The 26,932-nt window shown below is 60.2% G+C and carries 20 protein-coding genes; 7 read left to right on the forward strand and 13 right to left on the reverse strand.

Features of this window, described 5'->3' with window-relative positions:
• Window positions 1-8: 8 nt before the first annotated feature.
• The 7 genes from BLV61_RS02390 (at window position 9) to BLV61_RS02420 (ending at window position 10,804) form a co-directional block, all read left to right on the forward strand.
• On the forward strand, window positions 9-1,586 hold the full coding sequence (locus tag BLV61_RS02390; RefSeq protein WP_090462258.1) for an ABC transporter ATP-binding protein: 1,578 nt from the start codon (window positions 9-11) through the stop codon (window positions 1,584-1,586).
• Between the two features lie 135 nt (window positions 1,587-1,721).
• Window positions 1,722-3,137, forward strand: coding sequence for a sigma-54 interaction domain-containing protein (locus BLV61_RS02395; protein ID WP_047529721.1), 1,416 nt, complete (start codon window positions 1,722-1,724; stop codon window positions 3,135-3,137).
• Window positions 3,138-3,424: 287 nt separating this feature from the next.
• Window positions 3,425-4,816 carry a GntP family permease gene (locus BLV61_RS02400; RefSeq protein ID WP_090462260.1) on the forward strand — a complete coding sequence of 464 codons (1,392 nt, stop codon included), beginning with the start codon at window positions 3,425-3,427 and terminating at the stop codon, window positions 4,814-4,816.
• A 7-nt stretch (window positions 4,817-4,823) separates the two neighbouring features.
• On the forward strand, window positions 4,824-5,597 hold the full coding sequence (locus BLV61_RS02405) for a 3-hydroxybutyrate dehydrogenase (RefSeq protein WP_090462262.1): 774 nt from the start codon (window positions 4,824-4,826) through the stop codon (window positions 5,595-5,597).
• 84 nt (window positions 5,598-5,681) lie between these two features.
• Window positions 5,682-7,637 carry an acetoacetate--CoA ligase gene (locus tag BLV61_RS02410; RefSeq protein ID WP_090462264.1) on the forward strand — a complete coding sequence of 652 codons (1,956 nt, stop codon included), beginning with the start codon at window positions 5,682-5,684 and terminating at the stop codon, window positions 7,635-7,637.
• 288 nt (window positions 7,638-7,925) lie between these two features.
• Window positions 7,926-10,463, forward strand: coding sequence for a PAS domain-containing hybrid sensor histidine kinase/response regulator (locus tag BLV61_RS02415; protein WP_090462266.1), 2,538 nt, complete (start codon window positions 7,926-7,928; stop codon window positions 10,461-10,463).
• A 65-nt stretch (window positions 10,464-10,528) separates the two neighbouring features.
• Window positions 10,529-10,804: a peptidylprolyl isomerase gene (locus tag BLV61_RS02420; protein WP_007933743.1), complete on the forward strand. Its 276-nt coding sequence runs from the start codon at window positions 10,529-10,531 to the stop codon at window positions 10,802-10,804.
• A gap of 48 nt (window positions 10,805-10,852) precedes the next feature.
• Here BLV61_RS02420 and BLV61_RS02425 read toward each other — a convergent pair whose 3' ends face one another.
• The 13 genes from BLV61_RS02425 to BLV61_RS02485 all read right to left on the reverse strand — a co-directional run bounded on the left by BLV61_RS02425 (window position 10,853) and on the right by BLV61_RS02485 (window position 26,747).
• On the reverse strand, window positions 10,853-11,788 hold the full coding sequence (locus tag BLV61_RS02425; protein ID WP_047529732.1) for a sugar kinase: 936 nt from the start codon (window positions 11,786-11,788) through the stop codon (window positions 10,853-10,855).
• 116 nt (window positions 11,789-11,904) lie between these two features.
• Complete coding sequence (locus BLV61_RS02430; protein ID WP_090462270.1) at window positions 11,905-13,122, reverse strand: amino acid deaminase; 1,218 nt, start codon at window positions 13,120-13,122, stop codon at window positions 11,905-11,907.
• A gap of 39 nt (window positions 13,123-13,161) precedes the next feature.
• Entirely contained in the window at window positions 13,162-13,926 is a 765-nt protein-coding gene (locus BLV61_RS02435) for an IclR family transcriptional regulator (RefSeq protein WP_090462272.1), read from the reverse strand.
• Between the two features lie 141 nt (window positions 13,927-14,067).
• Window positions 14,068-14,457 (reverse strand): RidA family protein, encoded by a 390-nt coding sequence (locus BLV61_RS02440; protein WP_090462274.1) that lies wholly within the window; start codon window positions 14,455-14,457, stop codon window positions 14,068-14,070.
• Between the two features lie 30 nt (window positions 14,458-14,487).
• On the reverse strand, window positions 14,488-15,285 hold the full coding sequence (locus tag BLV61_RS02445; RefSeq protein WP_090462276.1) for an amino acid ABC transporter ATP-binding protein: 798 nt from the start codon (window positions 15,283-15,285) through the stop codon (window positions 14,488-14,490).
• Window positions 15,282-15,944: an amino acid ABC transporter permease gene (locus tag BLV61_RS02450; RefSeq protein ID WP_090462278.1), complete on the reverse strand. Its 663-nt coding sequence runs from the start codon at window positions 15,942-15,944 to the stop codon at window positions 15,282-15,284. The genes BLV61_RS02445 and BLV61_RS02450 overlap by 4 nt, the downstream gene beginning before the upstream one ends.
• Window positions 15,945-15,952: 8 nt before the next feature.
• A complete protein-coding gene (locus tag BLV61_RS02455; protein ID WP_090462280.1) occupies window positions 15,953-16,615 on the reverse strand; it encodes an amino acid ABC transporter permease in 663 nt (220 codons plus the stop codon).
• Window positions 16,616-16,667: 52 nt separating this feature from the next.
• Entirely contained in the window at window positions 16,668-17,516 is an 849-nt protein-coding gene (locus tag BLV61_RS02460) for a transporter substrate-binding domain-containing protein (RefSeq protein ID WP_047529745.1), read from the reverse strand.
• 396 nt (window positions 17,517-17,912) lie between these two features.
• Complete coding sequence (locus tag BLV61_RS02465) at window positions 17,913-18,974, reverse strand: hypothetical protein (RefSeq protein ID WP_244159779.1); 1,062 nt, start codon at window positions 18,972-18,974, stop codon at window positions 17,913-17,915.
• A 225-nt stretch (window positions 18,975-19,199) separates the two neighbouring features.
• Window positions 19,200-20,261 carry a hypothetical protein gene (locus BLV61_RS02470; RefSeq protein WP_244159781.1) on the reverse strand — a complete coding sequence of 354 codons (1,062 nt, stop codon included), beginning with the start codon at window positions 20,259-20,261 and terminating at the stop codon, window positions 19,200-19,202.
• On the reverse strand, window positions 20,258-23,992 hold the full coding sequence (locus BLV61_RS02475) for a hypothetical protein (RefSeq protein ID WP_090462282.1): 3,735 nt from the start codon (window positions 23,990-23,992) through the stop codon (window positions 20,258-20,260). The genes BLV61_RS02470 and BLV61_RS02475 overlap by 4 nt, the downstream gene beginning before the upstream one ends.
• Window positions 23,989-24,684, reverse strand: coding sequence for a DUF4123 domain-containing protein (locus tag BLV61_RS02480; protein ID WP_090462285.1), 696 nt, complete (start codon window positions 24,682-24,684; stop codon window positions 23,989-23,991). The genes BLV61_RS02475 and BLV61_RS02480 overlap by 4 nt, the downstream gene beginning before the upstream one ends.
• On the reverse strand, window positions 24,681-26,747 hold the full coding sequence (locus tag BLV61_RS02485; RefSeq protein WP_090462287.1) for a type VI secretion system Vgr family protein: 2,067 nt from the start codon (window positions 26,745-26,747) through the stop codon (window positions 24,681-24,683). The genes BLV61_RS02480 and BLV61_RS02485 overlap by 4 nt, the downstream gene beginning before the upstream one ends.
• Window positions 26,748-26,932 lie beyond the last annotated feature (185 nt).

Genomic DNA, 26,932 nt, shown 5'->3' on the forward strand with positions numbered 1-26,932 from the left:
ATATTGATATGACTAACCTGATCGAAATCCGTGACCTCAGCGTGGCCTTCAGTGGCGAGACCGTGGTGCGCAATCTGTGCCTGGACATCCGCCCCGGCGAATGCCTGGCACTGGTGGGCGAGTCCGGCTCTGGCAAATCGGTGACCGCCCACTCGATCCTGCAACTGCTGCCCGACGTCGGCACCGAAAGCCATGGCAGCATTCGCTATCGCGGCCGCGAACTGCTCGGCGCTCCGTCCAGCGTATTGCGCGAACTGCGCGGCAACCGGATCGCGATGATCTTTCAGGAGCCGATGACCTCGCTCAATCCGCTGCACAGCATCGAAAAGCAGATCGGCGAGACCTTGCTGGTGCACAAGGGCCTGGCGGGCAAGGTGGCGCAAGCGCGGATTCTGGAGTTGCTGCATCTGGTCGGCATCCAGAAACCCAAGGAGCGGCTCAAGGCTTATCCCCATCAACTGTCCGGCGGCCAGCGCCAGCGGGTGATGATCGCCATGGCCCTGGCCTGCGAACCGGAATTGCTGATTGCCGACGAACCCACCACGGCCCTGGATGTGACCGTGCAGCGCAAGATCCTGCTGCTGCTCAAATCCCTGCAACAACGCCTGGGCATGTCGTTGCTGCTGATCAGTCACGACCTCAACCTGGTGCGCAGCATCGCCCAGCGGGTGTGCGTGATGAAGGCCGGCGAAATCGTCGAGCAGGCGCCCTGCGAAACGCTGTTCACCGAACCGAAGCACCCTTACAGCTGCGTCCTGCTCAATGCCGAACCCGAAGGCGAAGCCCTGCCCCGGGACGAACGGGAGAAAGTCCTGGAGGTGGAGGATCTGCGGGTGCAGTTTGCCGTCGGTGGCGGCCTGTTTCAGCGCAAGACTTACCTGAAGGCCGTGGATGGCATCAGCCTGAATGTGCAGCGGGGCAAGACCCTGGGCATCGTTGGCGAATCCGGCTCCGGCAAGTCCACCCTCGGCCAGGCCATCCTGCGCCTGCTTGATTCCGAGGGCAGTATTCGCTTCCAGGGCCACGCGTTGAATGGCCTGACGCAGAAACAGCTACGGCCGTGGCGCAAAAAAATGCAGGTGGTGTTCCAGGACCCCTTCGGCAGTCTCAGCCCACGAATGTCCGTGGCACAGATCATCAGTGAAGGCCTGGAAGTCCATAGCCAGTTGAGCCCCGACGAGTGCGACGCCGAAGTGATACGGGCACTGCAAGAAGTCGGCCTCGACCCGCAGAGCCGCCACCGCTATCCCCACGAGTTTTCCGGAGGCCAACGCCAACGCATTGCCATCGCCCGGGCGTTGGTGCTGAAACCGGCGTTGATCCTGCTCGACGAACCGACCTCGGCCCTTGACCGCACCGTGCAGAAGCAAGTGGTCGCCCTGCTCCGCCAGCTTCAGGAAAAACATGGCCTGACTTATCTGTTCATCAGCCATGACCTGGCAGTAGTCCGCGCCCTGGCGCACGACATGATCGTGGTCAAGGACGGCAAGGTGGTTGAGAGCGGCGCCAGCCACGACGTCTTCGATTCGCCGCAGCACCCGTACACCAAGGAGCTGTTGACCGCGGCGCATCCGGGGGCGTCATAATCCGGCGCATGCCGCTGAACCGCGTCGCGGCCATCGCGAGCAGGCTCGCTCCCACAGGAGAATGCATTTCAATGTGGGAGCGGGCTTGCCCGCGATAGGGCCGGCACAGGCAACACTTAATCAGGATCAACCCTCATGAACACCACCGAAAGCCTCAAGGACTACCAGCGCGTACGCCTGCTGGCGATCCGCTCATTGTTCGAGATCATCGAGCAGTCGAGCGAGGGCACGGTGATTGTCGACCGCGACGCCAATATCGTGTGGATGAACGAGCGCTACGCCAAGCGTTTCGGCCTGCAATCAGCGCAAAGCGCGATCGGCAAGGCCTGCGAAAGCGTGATCCCCGGCAGCCTGTTGCGCGAAGTGGTGCGCACCGGGCGCCCGATTTTGCTCGACATGCAGGACACCCCCAAGGAACCGCTGGTGGTCATGCGCCTGCCGATTCACGACGATGCCGGCGAAGTGATCGGCGCCATCGGCTTTGCCCTGTTCGACGAATTGCGCAGCCTGTCGCCGATGCTCAAACGCTACATGAGCATGCAGGAAGAACTGGCATCGACCCGCTCGCTGTTGCGGGCGCGGCAGACCAAATACAACTTCGCCCATTTCATCGGCACCAGCGCCGCCAGCCTGGAAGTCAAACGCCGCGCCCGCCGCAGCGCCAGTACCGATTCGCCAGTGTTGCTGCTTGGTGAAACCGGCACCGGCAAGGAACTGCTGGCCCAGGCGATCCACAATGCTTCGCCGCGCGCGCTCAAGGCGTTTGTCAGCGTCAACAGTGCAGCGATCCCCGAATCGCTGCTGGAAGCCGAATTCTTCGGCACCGCGCCCGGCGCCTTTACCGGTGCCGACCGCAAGGCCCGCGCCGGCAAATTGCAGATCGCCCAGGGCGGGACACTGTTTCTCGACGAGATCGGTGACATGCCCCTGCCGCTGCAAAGCAAATTGCTGCGGGTGTTGCAGGAAAAGGAATTCGAACCGGTGGGTTCCAACGACGTGATCCAGAGCGATGTGCGGGTGATCGCCGCGACTTCAACTGATCTGGAGGCCGCGATCAAACGCGGCGAATTTCGCGCCGACTTGTACTACCGCCTCAACGTCCTGCCCATTCAGGTTCCGCCACTGCGCGACCGCCTCGACGACCTGCCCGCCCTCAGCGAAGCGATCCTTGAAGAGCTGCGCAGCCAGCACGAACTCAACGGCGAGGCACTGGCGCTGCTGGGGCAGCATGCCTGGCCGGGGAATATTCGCGAACTGCGCAACGTGCTGGAACGGGCGGCGTTGCTCAGTGATGACCTGCGGCTCACGGTGGCGGATATCCGCGCAGCCATCGGGACCTTTACGCCAGTGGAGCGCATGGCACCGCTGCCCGTCGAACCGCTGGAGCACGAGACCTTCAGTGCTGCCCGGGCACGCTTTGATCGGCAATTGATTGAAACCACCCTGGCGCAATGCGGGGGCAAGGTGGTTGAAGCGGCGGCGCGGCTGGGGCTGGGTCGGTCGACGCTGTACAAGAAGATGCTGGCGTTGGGAATTGCAGAGTCTCCATAAAGAGACATTGATCTCCATTGATAGACAGACCATCGCGAGCAAGCTCGCTCCCACAGGTTTATTGGATTGATTGCAAAAAAACAATCAACTGTAGGAGCGAGCCTGCTCGCGATGAGGCCGGCCCAGCAGCCAAAAGTCTCAATATAGAGACAAAAGCCTAGACCCACTCCAAGAAAATATAAATATTCCTTTATATTTCAGGCACTTAACCATCTGGCACACAATTCGCTATAGCGCTCTCCTACAAAAGATCCACCCTACAAAAATAACAACCCAGGAGACACACCATGAGTGTGATCATTGCCTTGGCAGCCCTCGCGCTGTTGATGCTGGCTGCTTACCGTGGCTACAGCGTTATCCTTTTTGCCCCGATCGCCGCCCTCGGCGCCGTTCTGCTCACCGACCCCTCTGCTGTTGCGCCGGCTTTCACCGGCGTGTTCATGGAGAAAATGGTCGGCTTCATCAAACTGTATTTCCCCGTGTTCCTGCTCGGTGCCGTGTTCGGCAAGCTGATCGAGTTGTCGGGTTTCTCGCGCTCGATCGTCGCCGCCGCCATTCGCTTGCTGGGCACCCGCCAGGCGATGCTGGTGATCGTGCTGGTTTGCGCCCTGCTGACTTACGGCGGCGTCTCGCTGTTTGTGGTGGTGTTTGCGGTATACCCGTTTGCCGCTGAAATGTTTCGCCAGAGCAACATTCCCAAGCGCCTGATTCCGGCGACGATTGCCCTCGGCGCGTTCTCCTTCACGATGGACGCCTTGCCCGGCACCCCGCAGATCCAGAACATCATTCCCAGTACCTTTTTCAACACCACCGCCTGGGCCGCGCCATGGCTGGGCGTGATCGGCACGATCTTCGTGTTCTGCGCCGGCATGCTGTTCCTGCAGCGCCAGCGCAACAAGGCCCAACGCGCGGGTGAAGGTTATGGCACCGAACTGCGCAACGAGCCGGAAACCGCCGCCGACATCAAGCTGCCCAACCCGTGGATCGCCCTGTCGCCGCTGCTGGCCGTGGGCATCATGAACCTGCTGTTCACCCAGTGGATTCCACAGTGGTACGGCAAGACCCACAGCCTCGCGCTGCCGGGCATGGCCGCGCCTGTGACCACCGACATCGCCAAACTCACGGCGATCTGGGCGGTACAGGCGGCGCTGCTGGTGGGGATCATCATGGTGCTGGCGTTCGGGTTCCAGGCGATCCGCAGCAAACTCGCCGAAGGCAGCAAAAGCGCGGTCAGCGGTGCGTTGCTGGCGGCGATGAACACCGCGTCGGAATACGGCTTCGGTGCGGTCATCGCGTCCTTGCCCGGCTTTCTGGTCCTGGCCGACTGGCTCAAGAGCATTCCTAACCCGTTGGTCAACGAAGCGATCACCGTGACCCTGCTGGCCGGCATCACCGGTTCTGCTTCGGGTGGCATGAGCATCGCGTTGGCGGCCATGTCCGAACAATTCATCGCCGCGGCCCATGCGGCCAATATCCCGCTGGAAGTGCTGCACCGTGTAGCCGCGATGGCCAGTGGCGGCATGGACACCCTGCCGCACAACGGTGCGGTGATCACCCTGCTCGCGGTCACCGGCCTGACCCACCGCGAGGCTTACAAAGACATTTTCTGTATTACGCTGATCAAGACCCTGGCGGTTTTCGTGGTGATCGGCACTTTCTACGCCACTGGCATTGTGTGAGGTATTCATGACGACTCTTTCGGGCAAGACCGCACTGGTTACCGGCTCCACCAGCGGCATTGGCCTGGGCATCGCCCTCAGCCTGGCCAAGGCCGGCGCCAATCTGATCCTCAACGGCTTCGGCGATGCCTCCACGGTGATTGCCGAAGTGGCGCAGTACGGTGGCAAGGTCGGTCATCACCCGGCCGATGTCAGCGACCCGGCACAGATCGCCGAGATGATCGCCTATGCCGAGCGCGAATTCGGTGGCATCGACATTCTGGTCAACAACGCCGGCATCCAATATGTGGCGCCGGTGGAAGAGTTCCCGGTGGAGCGCTGGGATTCGATCATCGCGATTAACCTGTCGTCGGTGTTCCACAGCACTCGCCTGAGCCTGCCGGGCATGCGCGCCAAGGGCTGGGGTCGGGTGATCAACATTGCTTCGGTGCATGGCCTGGTCGGCTCCGTGGGCAAGGCGGCTTATGTCGCGGCCAAGCACGGGGTGATCGGTTTGACCAAAGTGGTCGCGCTGGAAACCGCAACCACCCAAATCACCTGCAACGCCATTTGCCCCGGCTGGGTGCTGACACCGCTGGTGCAGAAGCAGATCGATGACCGCGCCGCCACCGGGATCGACCCGCAGCAGGCGCAACATGATCTGCTGGCCGAGAAGCAACCGTCGCTGGAATTCGTGACGCCGCCGCAACTGGGGGAACTGGTACTGTTCCTGTGCAGCGAAGGCGGCAGCCAGGTGCGCGGCGCGGCGTGGAACATAGATGGTGGTTGGCTGGCGCAGTAAGCACCGCTGACCCCTTGTGGCGAGGGAGCTTGCCCCCCGAGCCACAAATGCTCGCTTGAACTTACGAATAAGAAGAGGCAAACCATGTCCGACATCCTCTGGCAACCCAGTGCCGAACGCATCGGCAAGACCCGCATGGAGGCCTTTCGGCGCTTCATCAATCAGCGACACCACCTGCACATCGATGACTACCCTGCCCTGCACCAGTGGTCCATCGATCAACGTGTGGATTTCTGGCAGGCCATCGTCGACTTTTTCGATATCCGCTTCCATCAACAACCTGACGCGGTGCTGATGGAAGGCCCGCAAATGCCCAGCGCCCAGTGGTTCCCCGGCGCCACCCTGAACTTCGCCGAACACCTGCTGCGCCGCCGCGACGATGCCGTGGCTGTCGTGGCCGTGGGCGAAAACGGGCAGCGTGAACACTTGACCTGGGGCGAACTGGCCGAGCATGTCGCCGGTTTTCAAAACGGCCTGATCGCCGCCGGTGTCGGCCTCGGCGACCGGGTGGCCGCGTGCATGCCCAACACCTGGCAAACATTGGTGGCCATGCTCGCCACCACCAGCCTCGGGGCGATCTGGTCCTGTTCTTCGCCGGACTTCGGCACCCAAGGCGTGATCGACCGTTTCGGCCAGATCGAGCCGAAAGTGCTGCTCACCTGTGCCGGTTACCGCTACGCCGGCAAGGAGATCGACCAGACCGTCAAGGTCAACGAAATCCTCGAACGCCTGCCATCGCTGCAACAGTTGATCGTCGTGCCCTACGCGCGGCCGCAGGTTCGCATCGAAGACTTCCGCACAGCGGCCAATGTGACGCTGTGGGACGAGTTCTACGACCCCGGCGGCGAGCCGGATTTCGTCCCCGTGCCCTTCGCCCATCCGCTCTACATCCTCTATTCAAGCGGCACCACCGGCGTGCCCAAATGCATCATCCACAGCACCGGGGGCGTGTTGCTGCAACACGTGAAAGAGCACGGCTTGCACAGCGATCTCGGCCCCGGCGAACGCCTGTTCTACTACACCACCTGCGGCTGGATGATGTGGAACTGGCTGGTCTCGGCGCTGGCGGTGGGCAGTGCCGTGGTGCTGTACGATGGCTCACCGTTTCATCCCGACCCCGAACGCTTGATCGACCTGATCGACGACGAGCGCATCAGCGTGTTCGGCACCAGCCCCAAGTACCTCGCCACCCTGGAAGCCAACGGCGTCAAACCCCGGCAAAGCCATGACTTGAGCAGCCTGAAAACCCTGCTTTGCACCGGCTCCGCGCTTTCACCGCAGAGTTACGACTACGTCTACCGTGAACTCAAGGTTGACGTGTGCCTGGCGTCGATGTCGGGCGGTACTGATATCGTCTCCTGCTTTGTCAATGGCAACCCGTTGCAACCGGTGCGTCGCGGTGAAATGCAAGGCAAAAGCCTGGGCATGGCGGTTGAAGTGTGGAACGACGACGGCCAACCGGTCATTGGCGAAAAAGGCGAGCTGGTGTGTACCCGGCACTTCCCGGCGATGCCCAACGGCTTGTGGAACGACCCCGACGGCGAAAAGCTGCGGGCGTCGTATTTCAGCCAGTTCCCCGGGGTCTGGGCCCAGGGTGACTACGCGGAACAACTGCCCCACGGCGCGATGATGATCCATGGCCGCTCCGACGCGGTGCTCAACCCCGGCGGCGTGCGTATTGGCACGGCGGAAATCTACCGCCAGGTGGAAAAAGTCCCGCCAGTGCTCGACTGCGTGGCCATCGGTCAGCAATGGCTGGATGACGTGCGAGTGGTGCTGTTCGTACGGCTGCGTGAAGGCGTTGAACTGGATGAAACACTGCAACAACAGATTCGCCATACCATTCGCGCCAACACCACGCCGCGCCATGTGCCGGCAAAGATCGTCGCGGTCACGGACATCCCCCGGACCATCAGCGGCAAAATCGTCGAATTGGCAGTGCGCAATGTCGTGCATGGGCAAAAAGTGAAGAATACCGATGCGCTGGCCAATCCCGAGGCACTGGAGCAATTTCGCGACCGCCCGGAGCTGCGGGATTAAAGTATTCCACTGCAGGAGCGAGCCTGATCGCGATGACGGTACGTCAATGTTGACGGTGCCACCCTCATCGCGGGCAAGCCCGCTCCCACAGGGTTTGCTTGTCAGATGCAAAATTCGCGTACAGATTGGCCAGTTGTCTTAATACGCGTTGATGCCCATAGCAAAAAACACCTGCGAAGCATTCAATGAATAAAATGGCCCGGACCACCGAAATGCCGGGTCATCCAGCGTTTGCCGCTCAGCCAGCTGAGTAGACGCCGTCATACCGACTTGATGCAGGACACCTAGATGAACGCCTCACCGACCGGCAGCGATGCCCAGGCCTTGATTGCCAGGCTGGACTGGGAAAGCAGCCCTCTGGGCTCGGCCAGCACCTGGCCGCAGAGCCTGCGAACCGCCATGGACATTGTGATTCATTCACCGATGCCGATGCTGTTGCTCTGGGGCGAGCAGCTGACACAGATCTACAACGACGGTTTCGCTCTGCTCGCCGGCAGCAAGCATCCGTACGCTTTCGGACAGCCGACACACCTTATCTGGCCAGAGTTAAAGGACTTTACCGATCCGATTTACAAAGCCGTCCTGCAAGGGCAAGTGCGGACCTACAGCGAACAACGCTTCACCCTGCAGCGCGACGGCAAGGATTCCGACCTCTGGCTCGACCTGACCTATAGCCCCATTCGCGACGAAAGCGCCGAGGTGGCCGGGATTCTGGTCACCGCCATCGAAACCAATGAACGCCGTCGAATCGCCCTCGAGCTGGAACAGCGTTCCGCCGCCAGCCTCAAGGCTCAACAAGATACCGAGGAACGCCTGCAACTGGCCCTCGCCGCCACCGACACGGTCGGCACCTGGGACTGGGACATCAGCGAGGACCGCTTCCTGGCTGATGCCTATTTCGCCCAATTGCATGGCATCGACCCGGCCATGGCCAGCCAGCTGCCGATCACCGAGTACCTTCACGGCGTGCACCCGGAAGACCGCGCCCTGATCGCCCGCAGCATCAAGCATTGCATCGCCCATGGCACCGAATACGCCGAGGAATACCGCTTGCTGCAACCCGATGGCGAGTTACGCTGGGTGTTTGCCCGCGGTCGTTGCTACAAGGACCACCATGGTCGGCCAATCCGCTTCCTGGGCGCCGCCCTGGACATCACCGAGCGCAAAAACACCGAGCAGGCCCTGCGCCAGAGCCAGACCGAGCTGCAACTGATCATCAACGCCATGCCGATCCTGATCAGCTATGTCGACCGCGAGGAGCGTTTTCGCCTGAACAACGCCGCGTATCTGGACTGGTACGGCCTGACACCCCAGGAGCTCTACGGCCGGACCGTTCGAGAGGTGTTGGGCGACGAGGCCTACGCGTTGCGCGCCGAGCACATCGCCGAAGCCCTGTCCGGCAGGCCCTGCTGTTTCAGCATCAAGACGCCGCACCGTGACGGCAGCATCCGTCATGCACTGATGAACTATTTGCCGCGCCACGGTGCAGACGGCGCGGTGAACGGTTTCTACATCTTCGTGATCGACGAAACCGAGCGTAAACAGACCGAAGAAGCGCTGCGCAACCTCAATGAAACCCTCGAAGAACGGGTCAGCGCCCGAACCCGGCAACTGGCCGAAGCCAACGAAAAGCTGCTGAACGAGATGTTCGAACGCGAGCGCGCCGAAGAAGCCCTGCGCCATGCACAGAAAATGGAAGCGGTGGGCCAACTCACCGGTGGCATTGCCCATGACTTCAACAACATGCTCACGGGGATTATCGGCAGCCTCGACCTGATGCAACGCTACATCGCCGACGGCCGCACCGCCGAGATCGCCCGTTTCACCGAGGCAGCGGTGTCCTCGGCCAACCGCGCCGCCGCCCTGACCCATCGTCTGCTGGCGTTCTCCAGGCGTCAGTCGCTGGATCGCAAACCGCTGAACCCCAACGACCTGATTCGCTCCCTGGAAGACCTGTTCCGCCGCACCAAGGGCGACCATATCGAACTCAAACTGCGCCTGGTCAAAGACGTCTGGACGGTCAGCACGGACGTCAGCCAACTGGAAAACGCCCTGCTCAATCTGGTGATCAACGCCCGGGACGCCATGCCCGATGGTGGCGAGTTATGCATTGAAACCGCCAACGTCTACCTCGACGACAGCGAAATCAACACCCTGGAACCGGTCAAGGCCGGGGATTACCTGATGATCGGCGTCAGCGACAACGGCACGGGCATGACACCGAAGATCCTGGCCAAGGCCTTCGATCCGTTCTTCACCACCAAACCCATCGGCCAGGGCACCGGCCTGGGTCTGTCGATGATTTATGGTTTCGCCCAGCAGTCCGGTGGCCATGTGACCCTGTTCAGCATGCCTGGCCAGGGCACCAACGTGCGCTTGTACCTGCCGCGCCTGCACGGTGTTGAACCGCAAGACGTGTTATCGCCGGTCATCGGCGAGGCGCCCTCGGCCATTGCCGGTGAAACCGTGGTCCTGGTGGAAGACGACCCGGCCGTACGCATGCTGGTGTTCGACCTGCTCAAGGAGCTGGGCTATCACGCCTACCAAGCCGAAGACGCAAAGAGCGCCCTGCCCCTGCTCGAATCCGGACTGCGGGTCGATCTGCTGGTGACGGATGTCGGGTTGCCCGGCATGAATGGCCGGCAACTGGCAGAAATTGCCCGTCAGCACCGGCCTCAACTCAAAGTGCTGTTCATGACCGGTTACGCGGAAAAAGCCGCCGAGCGTCAGGGTTTTCTCGAGGAAGGCATGGACATGGTGGCCAAACCGTTTTCCATTGATCTGTTGGCCAACAAGATTCGCACGATGATCGGCCAACCGCAGTGAGTTAGGGCATAATCGCGCGCCCCGCATCACCCTCCATGCCACCACCGTTGCCAGGTACCCGCTCCATGAAAGCTCAAGCCCGCCATATTCTGGTGAAAACCTCGGAAGAAGCCGAGCAGCTCAAACAACGCATCGCCAAGGGCGAAGCCTTCGATGTGCTGGCCAAGAAATACTCCACCTGCCCGTCCGGCAAGCGCGGCGGAGACCTGGGCGAGGTGCGGCCGGGGCAGATGGTCGGCGCCATCGATGCGGTGATTTTCAAGAAACCGCTGCGGGTGGTGCATGGACCGATCAAGAGCAAGTTCGGCTATCACCTGGTGCAGGTGTTTTACCGGGATTAAAGCCCCCTGTGGCGAGGGATTTTGCTCCCTCGCCACAGGGCATGCCTTTCAAGCTCTGGGTATGAGCGCCCCCGGCACCTGAATCACCCGACTCGCCAACCGGTGCCCCGCCTCCGCCGCCTCGACCGGGCTTGCGCCCTTGAGCCGCGCAGCCAGGTACGCCGCACTGAACGAATCCCCCGCCGCCGTGGTGTCCACCACACGCTCGACTTTCTGTGCCGGCACTTCGAACGACTCACCCTCACACCGAATCAGGCAAGCCTCGGCGCCACGCTTGAGCACCACTTCGGGCGTGCCGATCTGCTCGTACGCGCCAAACACCGCCGCGCAATCGGAGAAATGGAACAGCGCCTGTTCGTCATCGACGGTCAACAACGCCAGGTCGACATAAGGCAGCACGCTGCGGTAGGCCGCCCGCGCCTCCTCGACCGAGGCCCACAGCCGCGGCCGGTAGTTATTGTCGAAGACGATTCGCGCATCGCGCTGGCGGGCCTCGATCAAGGTTTCCAGCAACTTTTCCCGGCCCTTCACGCCCAGTACCGCCAGGGTAATGCCGCTGAAATACAGCACGTCGTAGTCCGGCAGCGCCGCCAGAATCGGCGCGGCGGCCGGCGTAGTGAAGCAATCGCGCACCGCTGCTTCATTGCGCCAGTAGAGGAAACGACGCTCGCCAGCGGCGTCGGTCTGAATGCAATACAGCCCCGGCAAACGTCCGGGCAGGCGCTGCACCATGCCCAGGCCGATGTTTTCCTCGGCCCAGCCCTGGCACATGGCATCGCTGAAACTGTCATCGCCCAGGGCCGTGACATAGTCCACCGCGCCAGCACCGCCCAGCTCTCGGGACAGGTACACCGCGGTGTTCAAGGTATCGCCACCGAAGCTCTGTCGCAGGCTGCCGTCGGCACGGTGCTGCAGCTCGATCATGCATTCGCCGATCAAGGCGATGCGCGGGGTGTGGGGACCCAGGGTGTTTAGGGTGTTCATGGTTGTGGGGGCTCTGGTGTTCTTTGTTGTCTGGGCGGACGCGCTCGCCCCCACAGGAGAAGTCCTTCCGGGGTGGGAGCAAGCTTGCTCGCGATGGCCGCGACTCGGTTCTGAACTTAGAAACAGGTTTCCATGGTTTCGATGACGTTCAATTGCTCATCCACCAGGCACCCCGTACGCCACTTGTCGAACGTCAGGCACGGGTGCGAAGTACCGAACGAAATGATGTCGCCCACACGCAACTGGACGCCCGGCGCCACGGTCATGAACGCGTGCTGGTCCATCACCGCCGTCACCTTGCAGGCACTCACGTCGTCGCCCTTGGCGGGCACTACGCCGGCCTTGTAACGCAGCAACGGCACCGGCAATCCGGCGTCGTACGCCACGTCACGCTTGCCCAGGGCTATCACCGCGAAGCCCGGCTCCGGCAACGACTGCACGTGCGCCCAGACTTCCAGCGCCGGGTGCAACCCTTCGTGCAGGTCGCTGCGGCGGTCGAGCACGCAGCATTGCGCCTCCTTGTAGATGCCATGGTCGTGCGCGACATAGCTGCCTGGACGCAATACGCTGAGGAACCGTCCTGCAGCATTCTGCGCTTCGAACTCCTCGGCAATCAGGTCATACCAGGCCGAGCCCGAAGCAGTGATGATCGGCTTGGCAATCGCGAACGCACCGCTGTCCTGCAGTTGCACCGCCAGGCGCACCAGGGAGCCGGCAAATGCGCGAATGCCACTGATGGCGTGATCACCATGAATCACCCCTTCATAGCCTTCGATCCCGGTCAGGGCCAGCGCCGGTTGCGCGGCGATGGCTTTCGCCAGGTCGAGGACTTCCTGTTCGCTGCGACAGCCACAACGACCGCCGACCACGCCGTACTCGATCATCACGTTCAGGCGCACACCGCGCGAGGCGAAATACGCGCCGAGGTCGGCAACGTTGTCCGGGTGATCGACCATGCAGTAGAAGTCGAACGTCGGATCGGCCAGCAGATCGGCGATCAGCGCCATGTTCGGCGTGCCGACCAGTTGGTTGGCCATCAACACCCGACGCACGCCATGGGCATAGGCCGCGCGGGTTTGCGTGGCGCTGGCCAGGGTAATGCCCCAGGCACCGGCGTCCAGCTGCCGGCGAAACAACGCCGGGGTCATGCTGGTCTTGCCGTGGGGCGCGAGTTCGGCGCCGCTGTTGCTGACGAAATCCTGCATCCAGCGAATGTTGTGCTCCAGCGCCTGGCGATGCAGCACCAGCGCGGGCAGGCTGACATCACGGACTAGACTGGCGCCCGTCCGGGCAAAACCCTTTTCCACGGCAGCAGTATTTTCGGCAGTAGTCATGGTCGAACTCCTCACATTCGCGGCCGCAGGCAGCCGCTGTTATTCGTTGATGCGACGGGCCAGGCTGTTGGCGCTGTCGATCAGCACCCGGCGGTAGTCGTTGTAATTTTTCTTGGCATCGGCCCGGGGGGCGACGATGCACAGGGTCGCGATGGCCACGCCGCCGGGGTCTTTGACCGGGGCGGCGAAGCAATGGGTAAAGGTGTCGGCGACGCTATCGAAGGAGAAAAAGCCATCGATACCGGCCTGACGGATTTCCTTGAGAAACTGCTCCAGCGGCAGGCGTTCACCATCGGGCAGGATGAAGTCGTCATGGTCGATCAGGTCGATGATTGCCTGGTCGCTCAGGTGCGCCAGCAGCAAGCGCCCGGATGCGGTCCAGGGGATCGGGGCGTTTTCGCCGATGTCCGAGGAAATGCGGAAATGCCGCTCGCCCTCCTTCATCAGCGCCACGGTGTACTTGCGCCCGTTGAGCAGGCACATCTGCGCGGTTTCGTGGGTCTGGCTGACGATCTCCTGCAAGGCGTGATCGGCCTCGCGGGACAGGTCGAAATGACGCAGGTGCGCCTGCCCGAGAAAGTACAGCTGGCGCCCGAGGTAAACGTGACCGTCCTTGCCCACCGGCTCCAGAATCCGTCGTTCCAGCAACGAGGCCACCAGTTCGTAGACCGTGGATTTCGGGCTGCCGATGCCGCTGGCGATTTCGTTCGGGCGCAAGGGCTGGCCGATCTCCTTGAGGAAATCGAGGATGTCGAACGCCCGGTCCAGACCGCGCGCCCGGCGTTTGATGGTGTCTTCGGTCATGTCAGTGGTTCCCATAAAAGTGCCGGGAGTTTACCTAGAGTGCGGCGGCGACCGTAAGGCCGTCATCGCTAGCAGGCTAGCTCCCACATTTGGAATGCGTACCTGTGGGAGCTAGCCTGCTAGCGATGAAGCCACCTCGGTTCAGGCCTTTTTCTTGTACGCGATGCAGTCGATCTCGACCTTGCAGTCGACCATCATGTTCGCCTGTACGCAGGCCCGCGCCGGGGCGTGTTCGGGTTTGAAGTACTCGGAGAAGACTTTGTTGAAACTGGTGAAATCCCGCGGATCCTCCAGCCACACGCCAGCACGCACCACATCTTCCAGGCCATAACCGGCCTCTTGCAGAATCGAGATCAGATTCTTCATGGTCTGGTGGGTTTGTTCGACGATGCCGCCCGTGATGATCTCGCCATCCACCGCCGGCACCTGCCCGGAAACGTGCAGCCAGCCATCGGCTTCAACGGCTCGGGCGAAAGGGCGAGGCTGACCGCCAGCGGCGGTGCTGCCAGTGCCGTAACGAGTAATGCTCATGGATGTTTCTCCTGATTGAAAATTGAGTGTTTAAAACCGCGTGTTCTTGAGGAACTCCGCCAATCGTGGCGATTGCGGGCGTTCGAACAGTTCCTTGGGCGGCCCCTGCTCCTCGATGCGCCCCTGATTCATGAACACGATCTTGTCCGAGACTTCGAAAGCGAAACGCATTTCGTGGGTCACCAGGAGCATGGTCATGCCATCTTCAGCCAGGCCCTTGATGACGTTGAGCACTTCGCCGACCAGTTCCGGGTCCAGTGCCGAGGTCACTTCGTCGAACAGCATCAGGCTCGGGTTCATTGCAATCGCCCGGGCAATCGCCACGCGCTGCTGCTGACCGCCGGACAACTGGCCAGGATAGTGATCGCGACGTTCCAGCAAACCGACGCGCTCCAGCCATTTTTCCGCCAGCGCCACGGCCTCGTCCTTGTGCAGTTTTTTCACCTTGAGCAAACCCAGGGTGACGTTCTGCAACGCAGTGAGGTGCGGGAACAGGTTGAACTGCTGGAACGCCATGCCGGTCATGGCGCGATGGCGGGCAATGACCTTTTCCGGGTGGCGGATGCGTTTGCCGTTGACCTCGTCGTACCCGATGGATTCACCGTCGAGCATGATCTGCCCGCCCTGGAACTCTTCGAGCATGTTCACGCAACGCAGCAGCGTGGTCTTGCCCGAGCCGCTGGAGCCGATCAGCGTGACTACGTTGCCGCGCTGCAGGGTCAGGTCGACGCCCTTGAGCACTTCCAGCGGCCCGTATTGCTTATGCAGGCCGCGAATGTCCAACAGAGACTGTCCGCTCGGGACGTTGGATTGATGTACTTGAGTCATGGCAGGGCCACCCGCTTTTCAATGTGCCGGCCGAGTAATTCGATGCCGTAGTTGATGACAAAAAACAGAAAACCGGCGAACAGGTAAAACTCCAGGGTCATGAAGGTCCGGGCGATGATCTGCTGGGTGCTGAGCAGCATCTCGGCCACACCAATCACCGACAGCAGTGTCGAAGCCTTGACGATCTCGGTGGACGAGTTGACCCAGGTCGGCAGGATCTGCCGCAGTGCCTGGGGCAATAGCACGTAACCGAGGGCCTGATAGAACGTCAGGCCGATGGCCTTGCTCGCTTCCATCTGCCCACGGGGCAATGCCTGCAACGCACCGCGCACGATCTCGGCGACGTGGGAACCGCAAAACAGCGTCAGGCCCAAGGCACCGGCCTGAAACGCGCTGATCTGCCAGCCCAGCGCCGGCGCCATGTAGAAGCAGGCCAGTACCAGCACAAACACCGGGGTGCCGCGAATCACGTCCACGTAGAAACGAAACGGCGCGCGCATCCAGAACTTGCCGTAGGTCAACACCAGACCGGCGAATACGCCGACCACAGTGCCGAGCAAAATCGCCAGGGCCGACACCTGAACACTGGTCAGAAAGCCTTGCCACAGCACCTCCCGGGCGACCCACAACTCATGCAACCAACTGGGGGATTCGTACATGGGGCCTCCTATCGGCGGATCGCCAGACGCTGCTCGAGGTAACGCAGCAGCATGGCAATGAGGTAACAGGCCGCGACATACAGCGCCGTGGTCACCAGCCAGGTTTCGATCACCCGGTAGCTCTCGACATTGATCTTGCGCGCGTAATAGGTCAGCTCCGGCACGGCAATGGCTGCGGCCAGCGAAGTGTCCTTGAACAGCGAAATGAAGTTATTCGACAAGGCCGGCAACACATTGCGCAACATCACCGGCACGGTGACGTAAGCCTTGACCTGCCACTCGCCCAGGCCGATCGCCAACCCTGCTTCACGCTGCCCCTTGGGGATGCTCAGCAATCCGCCACGGAACACTTCGGTCAGGTACGCCCCGGCATACAGCGACAGGGTGATGATGAACGAAGGAATCTTGTCCAGCCGGATGCCCAGACCCGGCAAAGCAAAGTAGATCAACAGAATCAACACCAGAATCGGCGTGTTGCGGATCACCGTCACATACACCGACGCCAGCACCCGTAATGCGCGGTGCTTCGACAGCAAAGCAAACGCCATCATCAGGCCGATCACGCAGCCGATCGCGATCGACACCAACGCCAGCTCGAGGCCCAGACCAAGCCCCGCCAGCAAGGTGTCGAAATCGCGCCACACGGCGGCAAAGTTCAACTGATAGTTCATGGTTGGCAGTACCTTGAGCGGGGCGATTTATCAGCGCCCCGCTCTCACGGGGTCATTTGAATTCGACGGGGAAACCGATGGCAGGCGTCGGCAGATCGACACCGAACCACTGCTTGAACGACGCCGCGTAAGCCGGGAACTCAACGCCAGTCATGGCTTCATGCAGCGTGGTGTTGACGAAGTTCAGCCAATCCTGATCGCCGCGTTTAACGGCGCAAGCGTAAGTCTGTGGGCTCCAGGCGTAAGCCGGGCTGCGGTAGCGGCCAGGGTTTTGCACCATCAGGTATTTCACCGAGGACTGGTCGGTGGCCGCGGCGTCGGCACGGCCCGAGTTCACCGCCTGATACATCAGGTCCACGCTGTCGTACTGATCGACCTTGGCCTTGGGCAATGCCTGATGCACCAACTCTTCGGCATAGACGTTTTGCAGCACCGCCACGGTAAGGCTGTCACCGGCGGCTTTCATGTCATCGATTTCCTTGTACTTGCTGTTGGCCGGTAACAACAGGCCAACACCTTCGCGGTAGTACGGCAGCGTAAACGCCACTTGCTGCGCACGGCTGGCGGTCACGGTGATGAACTGGCAACTGATATCGACCTTGTCGGTCAGCAGGTTGGGAATCCGCGCATCGGACGACTGCACCACGTACTCAACCTTGCTCGGGTCGTTGAACAAGCCCTTGGCGATCATGTGCCCGATATCAATATCGAAACCCTGCAACTTGCCGTCCGCCCCCTGGAAGTGCCACGGCGCATTGGTGCTGCCGGTGCCCACAATCAGTTTGCCGCGGGCCAGAACGCTATCGAGCTTGCTGTCAGCTGCCTGGGCCACGCCCACGGCAGCAGCAGACGCTGCGAAAAGAAAAACACACGCTTTGAACAAGGAAGGACGGCGATGCATGGCAAGCACTCCAGATGATGGTTATTCCGCTATACCGGAACATGGTATGTAACAACGGAATAGACAGCAGAAAGTGTGCCACAGGTTGTGCGTAGAATGCTGGGGAGATTGAAAAGTGTTTCGAATCAGAAGGATGCGTAAAAACCGGGAAAGCGTGTTACGAAAGGAACAATTTTCGAACGCTACCGTTGGCTACGAAGGACGGGTAGCAGGTTCACAATTGGTGCGCTGCTGCTCCTGAAAAGAAACGCGTCGTTGAGCAACGTCTGGCCGACGCTGGCCTACGAACAACAGAGGCCAAACCCGCCAGCGCGCGGGTAAAGCCAGCACCACTGCCCAGGGGATCAAGTTGAGCGGGCACGGTAGCACCTTCCCTTCACCCGCACGCCGCCCCCGTCAATCGACATAGGTCACGTATCCGGCCATCAAGTTCGGCCGCTCGAACGTATCGATATCCTCGACGCGTTGGTGCATTTCGCTCACGATTTGCTTGAACGTTGCATCATCCATGTCGATCCAGTAACGCGGGTTGCGGCCGGTGAGGCGGTCGTACTCGGCGGTGGAGGGGTCGAGGTGGCGGTATTCTTCGTACTGCGGCAAGTCCGGCAACGGGCGGCTGACGTCCATGTAGTTCTGGATGAAATCCCACAGGGCGCAAGGCGGTTGGAAGTCGGGACCGGGGCACATCAGCGCGCCGAAGTTGATCATGATGTTGCGGTTGCGATGGGCGAGGTAAAGCACGTTCAACGGCATGCCCTGACTGTCCGGGGACGTGGCGATGTAGGCATCAAACTCGTAGAACGGCGCGGTGAGTTCACCGATGGTGCCGTTCTTTTTGTATTCGCCGTTGTTTTTGTAGTCGAAGACCGTGACCAGACCGGTGCGGCGGTTGAGTTCCCAGATGGGGCCTCGGGAGGGTTTTATCCAGAGGTTGGGGGATTTGTCTATTACCAACTTACCTATTGCCCAGGAACCCAATGGGATTCCAAGAGTTATGGATGAATATTTTGTGATATTGAACGCCGTTTCCTGCCAGTTTTCTTCGCTATTAATTAGTATTAAGGTGGAGATGGAAAACAATATAAATAAAAAAAACCAAAATGAAAATTTTCCTATCGAGTATAAATAAATCCAGAAGTGCGATACATCTGACAAAAGTGCATATCTAAAACATTCATGATCGTCCTTGATATGAAAATCGATATGTTCGAATGGGCTCGAAATATGGGTTCCTGCGGCTATTTGCTCTTCACGCTCCTTTTTGAATTTTTCATGCAAGCGAAGCTTCTTGGGAGAGAATTTTTCGAGAGCACTTGCAGGTGTTAAGTCCTTCGCACCACCCCAAGGCAATCTGGACTTGGCAAAACGCATGATCCATGAGCGCTCAGCAGAGCGTTCTTGCTGGGGCACCTCGGTCAACCCGTAAGCCGTCTTCGCGTAATACGACTCCTGAGTCATTTGTTAGTGCCTCGTGATGTATGTGTCACCTCATCCGCCCAATAAAGTTCGCCCTCACTGCCGAAGTTGGGTTTTATGTGGGTGGCATCAAACGGCGTCCCATCCTTCGGTGGTGGCGCAGGAAAATGCCAGCGTATAAGGCGTCCTGGCGCGGAAGTCATGTTTGGCATCAGGGATGAATTGAGGGTTGAGGCCTTCCCCCAACACACGCATATTTTTTGTCGCTCAGTCGACATAGGTCACGTATCCCGCCATCAAGTTCGGCCGCTCGAACGTATCGATTTCATCGACGCGCTGATGCATTTCGCTGACGATTTGCTTGAACGTTGCATCATCCATGTCGATCCAGTAACGCGGGTTGCGGCCGGTGAGGCGGTCGTATTCGGCGGTGGTGGGGTCGAGGTGGCGGTATTCCTCGTATTGCGGCAGGTCCGGCAACGGGCGGCTGACGTTCATGTAGTTCTGGATGAAATCCCAGAGGGCGCAAGGCGGTTGAACGTCGGGACCGGGGCACAGCAGCGCGCCGAAGTTGATCATGATGTTGCGGTAGCGATGGGCAAGGTAAAGCACGTTTAACGGCATGCCCTGACTGTCCGGGGATGTGGCGATGTAGGCATCAAACTCGTAGAACGGCGCGGTGAGTTCACCGATGGTGCCGTTCTTTTTGTATTCACCGTTGTTTTTGTAGTCGAATACCGTGACCAGGCCGGTACGGCGATTGAGTTCCCAGATGGGGCCTCGGGAGGGTTTTATCCAGAGGTTTTGGAAAAATTTAATTACCACAGCCCCAGCCATCCAACACAGTAAAGGAAGCCCGAGTAAAACAACAAGAGTTACACTGTAATCAGCAATGATATCGCTCAATATTTTTTTGGTATCTATAAACTCGGCCGTCAATATAAAAAATGAAAGTGTAAGAAAAATTAGAAATAAAATACGCCCTACTCCCACCATATAAATCCAAAAGTGGGAGCTCACAGGAAGAAGTGCATACCGAAAGCTTTCATGGTTATCCCTCATATGAAAATCAATATGCTCAAATGGACTAGGAGTATAAGAGCCTTTGGCGATTTGCTCTTCGCGTTCTATCTTTGAATGCTCTTGATTTCGAAGGTCTCGTGGCGAGTATTCCTCCACAAAGCTGACGGGCGTTACTTCGTCGGCATTACCCCAAGGCAGTCTGACCTTGGCAAACCGCATGATCCATGGTCGTTCATTGGATGGCTCTTGCTCGGGCACCTCGGTCGACCCATAAGCCGTCTTGGCGTAATAAGATTCCTGGGTCATTTGTTAGTGTCTCGTGATGTATGTGTCACTTCATCTGCCCAATAAAGCTCACCCTCACTGCCGAAGTTGGGTTTTATATGGGTGGCATCAAACGGTGTCCCATCCTTCGGTGGTGGCGCAGGAAAGTGCCAGCGTTGATGGTGTTGCTCCAGTACACACTGAGCCCGGACTTGCCATTGATGGGCGATACCGGATGAGCCTGTTACCGCGTCGAACGCGTAGCTCGCTGGGGTTTTGAAAAACAGTTCCAGCCCCTGCGGTAGCAGCCGTTGGGCATTGGGTGGAACGAGGCGGCTATCGATCAGTTTTGTGAACGGCACCGTTTCACTTTTGAGGCGCCCCCCTTTGAGTTCGAAGGTATTGAGTCGACAGTGGGCATTGATGTTCAGGGTGCCGAGGTTTGCAATTAAGCCCGGCAAGTTACTCTCAATGCGAATGCAGGTATTGGACGAGATCACTTGAAAAGGTGTCCTGGCGCGAAAGTCATGTTTGGCATTGGGGACGAATTGAGGGTTGGGGCCTATGTTGATGCGAATGTCGGCAAACAAACTGATCAGGTAATAAAAACCACGCTGCGGATCCAGCAGGTGCGCATTATCTGAATGAACTTGCGTGCCGAACGGGCCATTGACCAGCCATTCTTCGATGGGCTTGTCGCTCAGCCACCAGGCCAGTCCGGCACCGATCACGATCAATATCAGCGCGGCCCAACCACCCGGACCCAGACCGAGAAAGGTGACGCTACTGACGATCAAATTACTGAGAGCGCTGATGGAGCCGCCCGCAGCCATCATCAGATACCCCCACATTGCGTCGTCCCCCCACCGCCGGGTGTACCAAGTGTCGTAAAAATTGATAAAGGCAAAAACAGCCCCAGTTGCTATTTGCGCTATGAGACGAACAGTTAAATTTCTGACCAAGTGCTTTTCGAAACGACGGAAGATTAATTTCGCGGTGTCATCTGAAATAGTGAAAACAACCTTGCGACTAGCCGCTAAAACAGACTGGGTACCGGCAAGTTTTACCGTTAACATCTCCAGCGCTAAAGCTAGATCTAGTCCAGCAGCAAATATTGCTAGGTGAGATCTATACTGTTCCTTCTCTTTGCGGACTTGCTCTCTACCTTCCCACTCCACCCTCACATTCCAAACCTCCAACATCAAAACCCCCGCCGCAAACGGCAACGAGCCCAGCACGCGATGAACCCGGCTGTTAGCCGACGCGACATGCTCATCCACGCCCCGCTGCAACGGGCTTTTCACGTACGCATCACCCGTCGCCCGCGCCTCCACATCGGCTTTGTAAACCGCGTTGATCCGCTGATTCAGCACGCTGAGATTGTTCGCCGTCGGATGCTTCAGCGGGATCGCCAGCAGTGTGTGATGGGTTTCGCGAAGGGCGTACGGGGTGTCGAGTACGTCGTCGCGCACCTTCAGCGGTCGGCCCTGGGCATCCAGGTACTGACCCATCACCCGGTGTGGCCGCTGATCGCCGGACGGCACATCGGTCAGGCCAAAAACGTAGTAATGCTGCGGGTCGGCGTCACGCCGCTGGATGAAGTGCGCGTCGCCAAAGGTCTTGGGCATCAGGCTGCGCAACAGCCCCACGCCGAGGCCGTGCAGATAGGTGCTGGCGGGCATGGCCTGGCCGGTGTGTGGCCCGGACGGTTTGTTCACCGCGCTGCTGGCGGTTTCCAGGGCGCCCGCGAGGTTTTCGTAGATGCCGATCAGGCTACCGGCGGCCGCTTTCGATTGGCCGGTGAGGGTGCTGTTCAGGCTGCCGCTGGCCAGCAGGTCTTTGAGCAAGTGGCCGTCGAGGTGGTCGACCTGCGGGTAATAGGGCCCCGGGTGGCTTTCGAATGCGGCGAGGTCATCGGCGCGTAAATGACCATCGCCCTCGTTGAGGGTTGTCTGGGTGGGCGGCACATAGGGCGCGGCCAGCGCCGCTTCATCGACGGCGGGCCAGAGCATCGGGTGCAGCGGGTGCGCCGGGTCGTGGGCGATGTCGTTGAGCAGGGTCTGGCCGACGCTGGCCCGTGGACTGTAGAGACTCGCACCGGTCAGCGCGTTGGCGACGTCGCCGTTGCTGGCCAGGGGATCGAGTTGCGCGGGCACCGTGGCCAGGGCCGCGAACGTCTGGCTCACGGCAAACAGCGCGGCGAGATAGTCAAAGCCGTCCTGGCTCAAATGATCGGCCAGGGTTTGCTGCGTGACCGGTTGCTGCAGGCACTCGGCAAGCAGGGCCTGCGCCATGTTCAGTTGTTGCCAGATCAGGGCGCGCTCGGCGCTGGCGGTGAAACGGTTGATGTCGCGGCGCCCGGCCTCCTTCACTTTGTCGAAACAGGCGTGCAGCGGGTTCTTCTGGCCGCCGAGGGTCGCCGGCACGATCAGTTGCTGGACCATCACCGCGCTGGCGTGGTGGGGATAAAGGCTGGCGCGCTCGGCATACAGCGCCAGCAATTGCTGTTGCTGCCGGATCTGCGACAGCAGGTGCCGCAAACGGTAGCGCGGGTCCTCCAGCAGCACGCCGCACACGCGCCGTTGGCGGGCGGTCTCCAGCACGTCGACGACGCTGGGCTGGGGTTGCCACAGATCCGCTTCATCGTCTGGCGGGGTCTTTCCTTGCAAGCGCTGCAACAGCGTGGCGAGGCAGTCGGCCCAGGCGCTGCTTTCGAACGTGGCAGGCACATCAGGCGTGGCGCCCTGCTCCCACTGAGCCAGGCAGCGCCTGGCTTCGAATTTGCGTTGTGCGGCAAATTGCCCCGACAGGTCGCATACGTAACGCCCCGGATGCTCCAGCCCATATTCGAACCCGCTCTGGCGTGCCCGTTGCGGGGCGATCAGGCTGAGCGGAAAAGCGCGTTCGGCCAGGTTGTGCCAGGTGACGCTGGCTTTCGTCGCGCTGTCGGACGCCTGGGCATCCCACGCATTGAAGCGCCCGAAAGCCTCGAGCATCGCCTGGCCGTCGGGCTGCGGGTCGAAAAGCCGTTCGAACGTCTGACTGTCGCACGGCAACGCGGGGCTCTGGCAACGCCGGGCGCGCAACTCCGGGTCCTCCTCCAGGCGTTTGACGCGGGCAGCACTGAGCTGGATCTCGCTGAAACACAGTTGCACCGCGTCGACCGGTTGCCGATTCCAAGTGGCGGGCAGCCAGATGTCGCTGAGTGCGACACCCCTGGCCAGGCGGTAGTCGTCGCACAGATCCTGGCCTTCGCGAAACATCGGCACGTCAATGTCGTGGTAAGTCGTGCGCTCGCCGTCCTGCCGCACTTCCAGTTCACGCCACAGGCGCCCGCGGTAAAACACATAGACAAAGCCGCTGCGGCACAGGACCGGCGTGCCGAGGTCGTGGCGGCTGCGCGTACCGGGCAGCGCGACGAAAGGCACGACGGGGACGATCTGATTCCACTGCGCGTCCAGTTGACGCGGAGTAATCCGCACGTCCTCCAGCAACGGCAGGCGAATGGGCGCTCCATGGGTCGTGGCGATTTCCAGCCACAACTGATGCTCGAATCGGGCGTACCAGTTCCACACGAACAGCTCGCAGTGGACGCTGAATAAACGCTCCGTTTCGCGCTCCACCTCATCGGTCAGGGCCTGCAGCGGTTCAACGCCGGACCGGTCGAAGAGCACCAGGCGCTGGTCTTTGGAATGGCCGGTGCCGATCACCTGGACGATCAGCCTGTCGGGCTCGCAGCAAGGTCCGTCGGACAATCTTCCCAGGCGCTTCATGACTTAACCTGCGTGCAGTGGGTGCTCAGGTATTCGCTGATGGCGTTGCTGTCGTCGATGCCTTGGGCCAGCGCTTGCTCCATCAATTGATTGGCCTGCACAAATGAATGCTGCGGGTGTCGCAGCCACCAGTCATGGAGAAATTGCTCATTACCCAGGCGCGTCAGGGACTCTTCCTGGGCGGCGCTCAGGGACACGGCCCGACGCGTGTTTTCAATGGTCCAGTGGATCGCATGCGGGTTATCCAGTTGCTGCCAGTCGGCTTCACCGGCAGCTTTCGTGGCCCATGTCCCACCGAACCAGCGCAGGCGGCTGATCGGTCCCAGCCACCGGCCGAGGTCTTGCGCCGGGCAGGCCACAAAGAAATAGCTGGCGACGGTGGGATCGCTGTAGCGCAGGACGCCTTTACGTTGCTGGTCGAAGTTGACGATCAGAATCTGCCGCAGATGCGCGAGTATCGAGGGTGTGTCGAAGTTACTTTCGATCAGCAGACCGGGCCATTCAGCCGGGGAACGCTCGATCGCCTGATTGAATGTCGGTTGGTTGTTCAGCCTAACGAGCAAGGGGCCTTGCTCGGCGAAACTGTCTAAGGAGGTGCCGGCGTACAGCATGTGAGTGTCGGGGTGCGTCGCCAGGCGATACAGCGTTTTCAGTTGCGCCGTCGGGCGCTCCAGCAGAATCCAGGTATTCATGTCCGGTCTCCATAGCCCAGGGCTTTACGGCATTGGCAATCACTCAGCGGGCAGTCCATGGGCGTCCCCCCCGCAGGCATCTGGCAGAGTTCAATCAGTGCTTCGTCGCCGAGCAGTCGTTTGAGTAATGCGGTTGAAACCGGTTCGGGCAATGGTGGTTCGCTCGCATCGAGCAGCACCGGGGTGGCCGTGATGACCGGCTTCGGCGCGCCGCCCACTTCAACGGGCACACTGCTGAAAATCCCGGCCGAATTGATCGTGATCCACACGCCGCCGGCCTGAATCGTGGTGCTGGCGCCACCATCGATGACGATGTTCTGGCTGGCACTGACGCTGATCTGCTGCTGAGCGCTCAACCGATGGTTGGACGCGCGAATGTGGCGGCTGCCCTGTACCGTCAGATAATCGTCCAGCCTGATTTCCGTGCGTCGGTGACCCTGGGTGATGTGCTGTTCTTCGGCGCGCAGTTCATGACGGGCGTTGCCGGCGACCACGATGCTGCGTTGGTTGTCGACTTGAATCCGCTCGTCGTTCAGCACGTATTGCCGGTAGTCGCGCTGGGCACGGATGGATATTTCCTCTGCGCCCTTGCGATCTTCGATGCGCAGTTCGTTGAAACCTCTGCCACCGGGGCTGGTTTGGGTCTTGAAGGTGCTGCGGGTTTTCTCGGCCGGGAGGTCGAGCGCAGGACGATTGGCGCCATTGCTCAAGCAGGCGACGATTAGCGGTTTGTCCGGGTCGCCCTGATAGAAACCGACGACCACCTCCATGCCGACGCGGGGAATCAACACGCTGCCATGCCGGTCGTGAGCCCACTTGCTGGCGACTCTCACCCAGCAACTTGAATGATCGTTTTTAGCGCCGTCGCGGTCCCAGGGAAACTGGACACGAACACGGCCGTATTCGTCGCAATGAATTTCTTCGCCAGGCGGGCCGCAGACAACGGCATGCTGATAACCGTTGATCGTGGCTTTGGGGTGGGCAAGCGGAGGTCTGTAAGGCGCGTCCCACGGTGTGGCGAGAAAGGTGTTGCGATAGCCTTGAGACAGTTCGTCGTTCGGGGCACTTATGATCGACGCTTCGAGCGATTGCGGTTGCTGGCCGGTGTGGATGACTTCGGTCAGTAACCACAGGTCATTCCACTGCTGGCGAGGGTGGCCGGTCAGCGTCAGGAAATGACCACTCAACAGCATCGGTTGATCGCTGCGTCCTGTGGCTTGCCGATAATCGCTGCGGTGTCGTTCAAGTGCTCGTTGAGCGCGGTGATTGCCGAGTTCGCGATCGGTGAAACGGCCGGGAAAGCCGTAGTCTTCGAGTTGCAACGACGAAGGATCCTTCACGCCGCTTTCCAGTTGCAACAAAGGCTTTTCGAAGTCGTAGTCGCGTCGGGTCACGGCCGTGGGTCGGGTCTCCATTGCAAGGGTGAAGGCCTTGATCACCGGTTCATCGGCGACCATTGCGCTGTCTTGCAGGTACACGGTGGGGTGTTGGAGCCTGGGGAACACTGTCTGGTCATCCCCGAACACCACTACATGTCCCTCGCGGCTGTGCTCGAAGTGGTAATGCAGGCCTTCTTCTTCGCAGAGGCGCTGCAGGAAATGCAGGCAGCTCTCGCCATATTGGACGCAGTAGTCCCGTGGTTGGTAATCCGTGCCGAGGGTAAAGCGATAGGCAGTACTGAGGATGCCGTGGCTTTCCAGTACCTGGGCGATGATCTGCGGCACGCTCAGTTTCTGGAATATCTTATGGTCGAAACGGTGACCCAGATAGGCAAGACTGGGCATCAGGCAGAGCTGGTACTGGGTCAGGCGCTTGCCTGCGTCGCCCTGGCCGACGCTGTAAACCTGGCCATGAATACCCGCGCCGTGGCGGTCAAGGCCAAGGAACGCCATGCGATGCAGAAGGCTTTCCAGATCCAGGTCGGGATTTTCGCTGACCAGTTTCAGATCAAAGCGGAAGGGTTGGCTGATGGCTTCCTTGCCGGTGAACTCAAGGACTTGCAGATCGTGGTTGAGCCCCTCGATATCAAGGATAAAAGAGGCTTGGTCGGCAGGGCTGAACATCACACATCCCTTGTGCTGATTTTGAAGGGCGGGACTGTGAATGAGTGAATGCGGGATTGATGCAGGGCAACTCCGCTTCTGATGTGGGAATGGTGTTTTTGTTGTGTGGGATTTTTCGCCTGAAGATTTTCCGAAATGCTCAGCCGGTCAGCCAACGCCTACAGTTCCACCGTATCTGTAAACGC

Source organism: Pseudomonas mohnii (assembly GCF_900105115.1).
In the GTDB taxonomy this organism is placed as follows: domain Bacteria; phylum Pseudomonadota; class Gammaproteobacteria; order Pseudomonadales; family Pseudomonadaceae; genus Aquipseudomonas; species Aquipseudomonas mohnii.

Bases quoted from the DNA above. Each gene is read 5' to 3' on its own strand.
- BLV61_RS02390 (WP_090462258.1), top strand. From the start codon at position 9: ATGACTAACCTGATCGAAATCCGTGACCTCAGCGTGGCCTTCAGTGGC.
- BLV61_RS02395 (WP_047529721.1), top strand. From the start codon at position 1,722: ATGAACACCACCGAAAGCCTCAAGGACTACCAGCGCGTACGCCTGCTG.
- BLV61_RS02400 (WP_090462260.1), top strand. From the start codon at position 3,425: ATGAGTGTGATCATTGCCTTGGCAGCCCTCGCGCTGTTGATGCTGGCT.
- BLV61_RS02405 (WP_090462262.1), top strand. From the start codon at position 4,824: ATGACGACTCTTTCGGGCAAGACCGCACTGGTTACCGGCTCCACCAGC.
- BLV61_RS02410 (WP_090462264.1), top strand. From the start codon at position 5,682: ATGTCCGACATCCTCTGGCAACCCAGTGCCGAACGCATCGGCAAGACC.
- BLV61_RS02415 (WP_090462266.1), top strand. From the start codon at position 7,926: ATGAACGCCTCACCGACCGGCAGCGATGCCCAGGCCTTGATTGCCAGG.
- BLV61_RS02420 (WP_007933743.1), top strand. From the start codon at position 10,529: ATGAAAGCTCAAGCCCGCCATATTCTGGTGAAAACCTCGGAAGAAGCC.
- BLV61_RS02425 (WP_047529732.1), bottom strand. From the start codon at position 11,788: ATGAACACCCTAAACACCCTGGGTCCCCACACCCCGCGCATCGCCTTG.
- BLV61_RS02430 (WP_090462270.1), bottom strand. From the start codon at position 13,122: ATGACTACTGCCGAAAATACTGCTGCCGTGGAAAAGGGTTTTGCCCGG.
- BLV61_RS02435 (WP_090462272.1), bottom strand. From the start codon at position 13,926: ATGACCGAAGACACCATCAAACGCCGGGCGCGCGGTCTGGACCGGGCG.
- BLV61_RS02440 (WP_090462274.1), bottom strand. From the start codon at position 14,457: ATGAGCATTACTCGTTACGGCACTGGCAGCACCGCCGCTGGCGGTCAG.
- BLV61_RS02445 (WP_090462276.1), bottom strand. From the start codon at position 15,285: ATGACTCAAGTACATCAATCCAACGTCCCGAGCGGACAGTCTCTGTTG.
- BLV61_RS02450 (WP_090462278.1), bottom strand. From the start codon at position 15,944: ATGTACGAATCCCCCAGTTGGTTGCATGAGTTGTGGGTCGCCCGGGAG.
- BLV61_RS02455 (WP_090462280.1), bottom strand. From the start codon at position 16,615: ATGAACTATCAGTTGAACTTTGCCGCCGTGTGGCGCGATTTCGACACC.
- BLV61_RS02460 (WP_047529745.1), bottom strand. From the start codon at position 17,516: ATGCATCGCCGTCCTTCCTTGTTCAAAGCGTGTGTTTTTCTTTTCGCA.
- BLV61_RS02465 (WP_244159779.1), bottom strand. From the start codon at position 18,974: ATGACTCAGGAGTCGTATTACGCGAAGACGGCTTACGGGTTGACCGAG.
- BLV61_RS02470 (WP_244159781.1), bottom strand. From the start codon at position 20,261: ATGACCCAGGAATCTTATTACGCCAAGACGGCTTATGGGTCGACCGAG.
- BLV61_RS02475 (WP_090462282.1), bottom strand. From the start codon at position 23,992: ATGAAGCGCCTGGGAAGATTGTCCGACGGACCTTGCTGCGAGCCCGAC.
- BLV61_RS02480 (WP_090462285.1), bottom strand. From the start codon at position 24,684: ATGAATACCTGGATTCTGCTGGAGCGCCCGACGGCGCAACTGAAAACG.
- BLV61_RS02485 (WP_090462287.1), bottom strand. From the start codon at position 26,747: ATGTTCAGCCCTGCCGACCAAGCCTCTTTTATCCTTGATATCGAGGGG.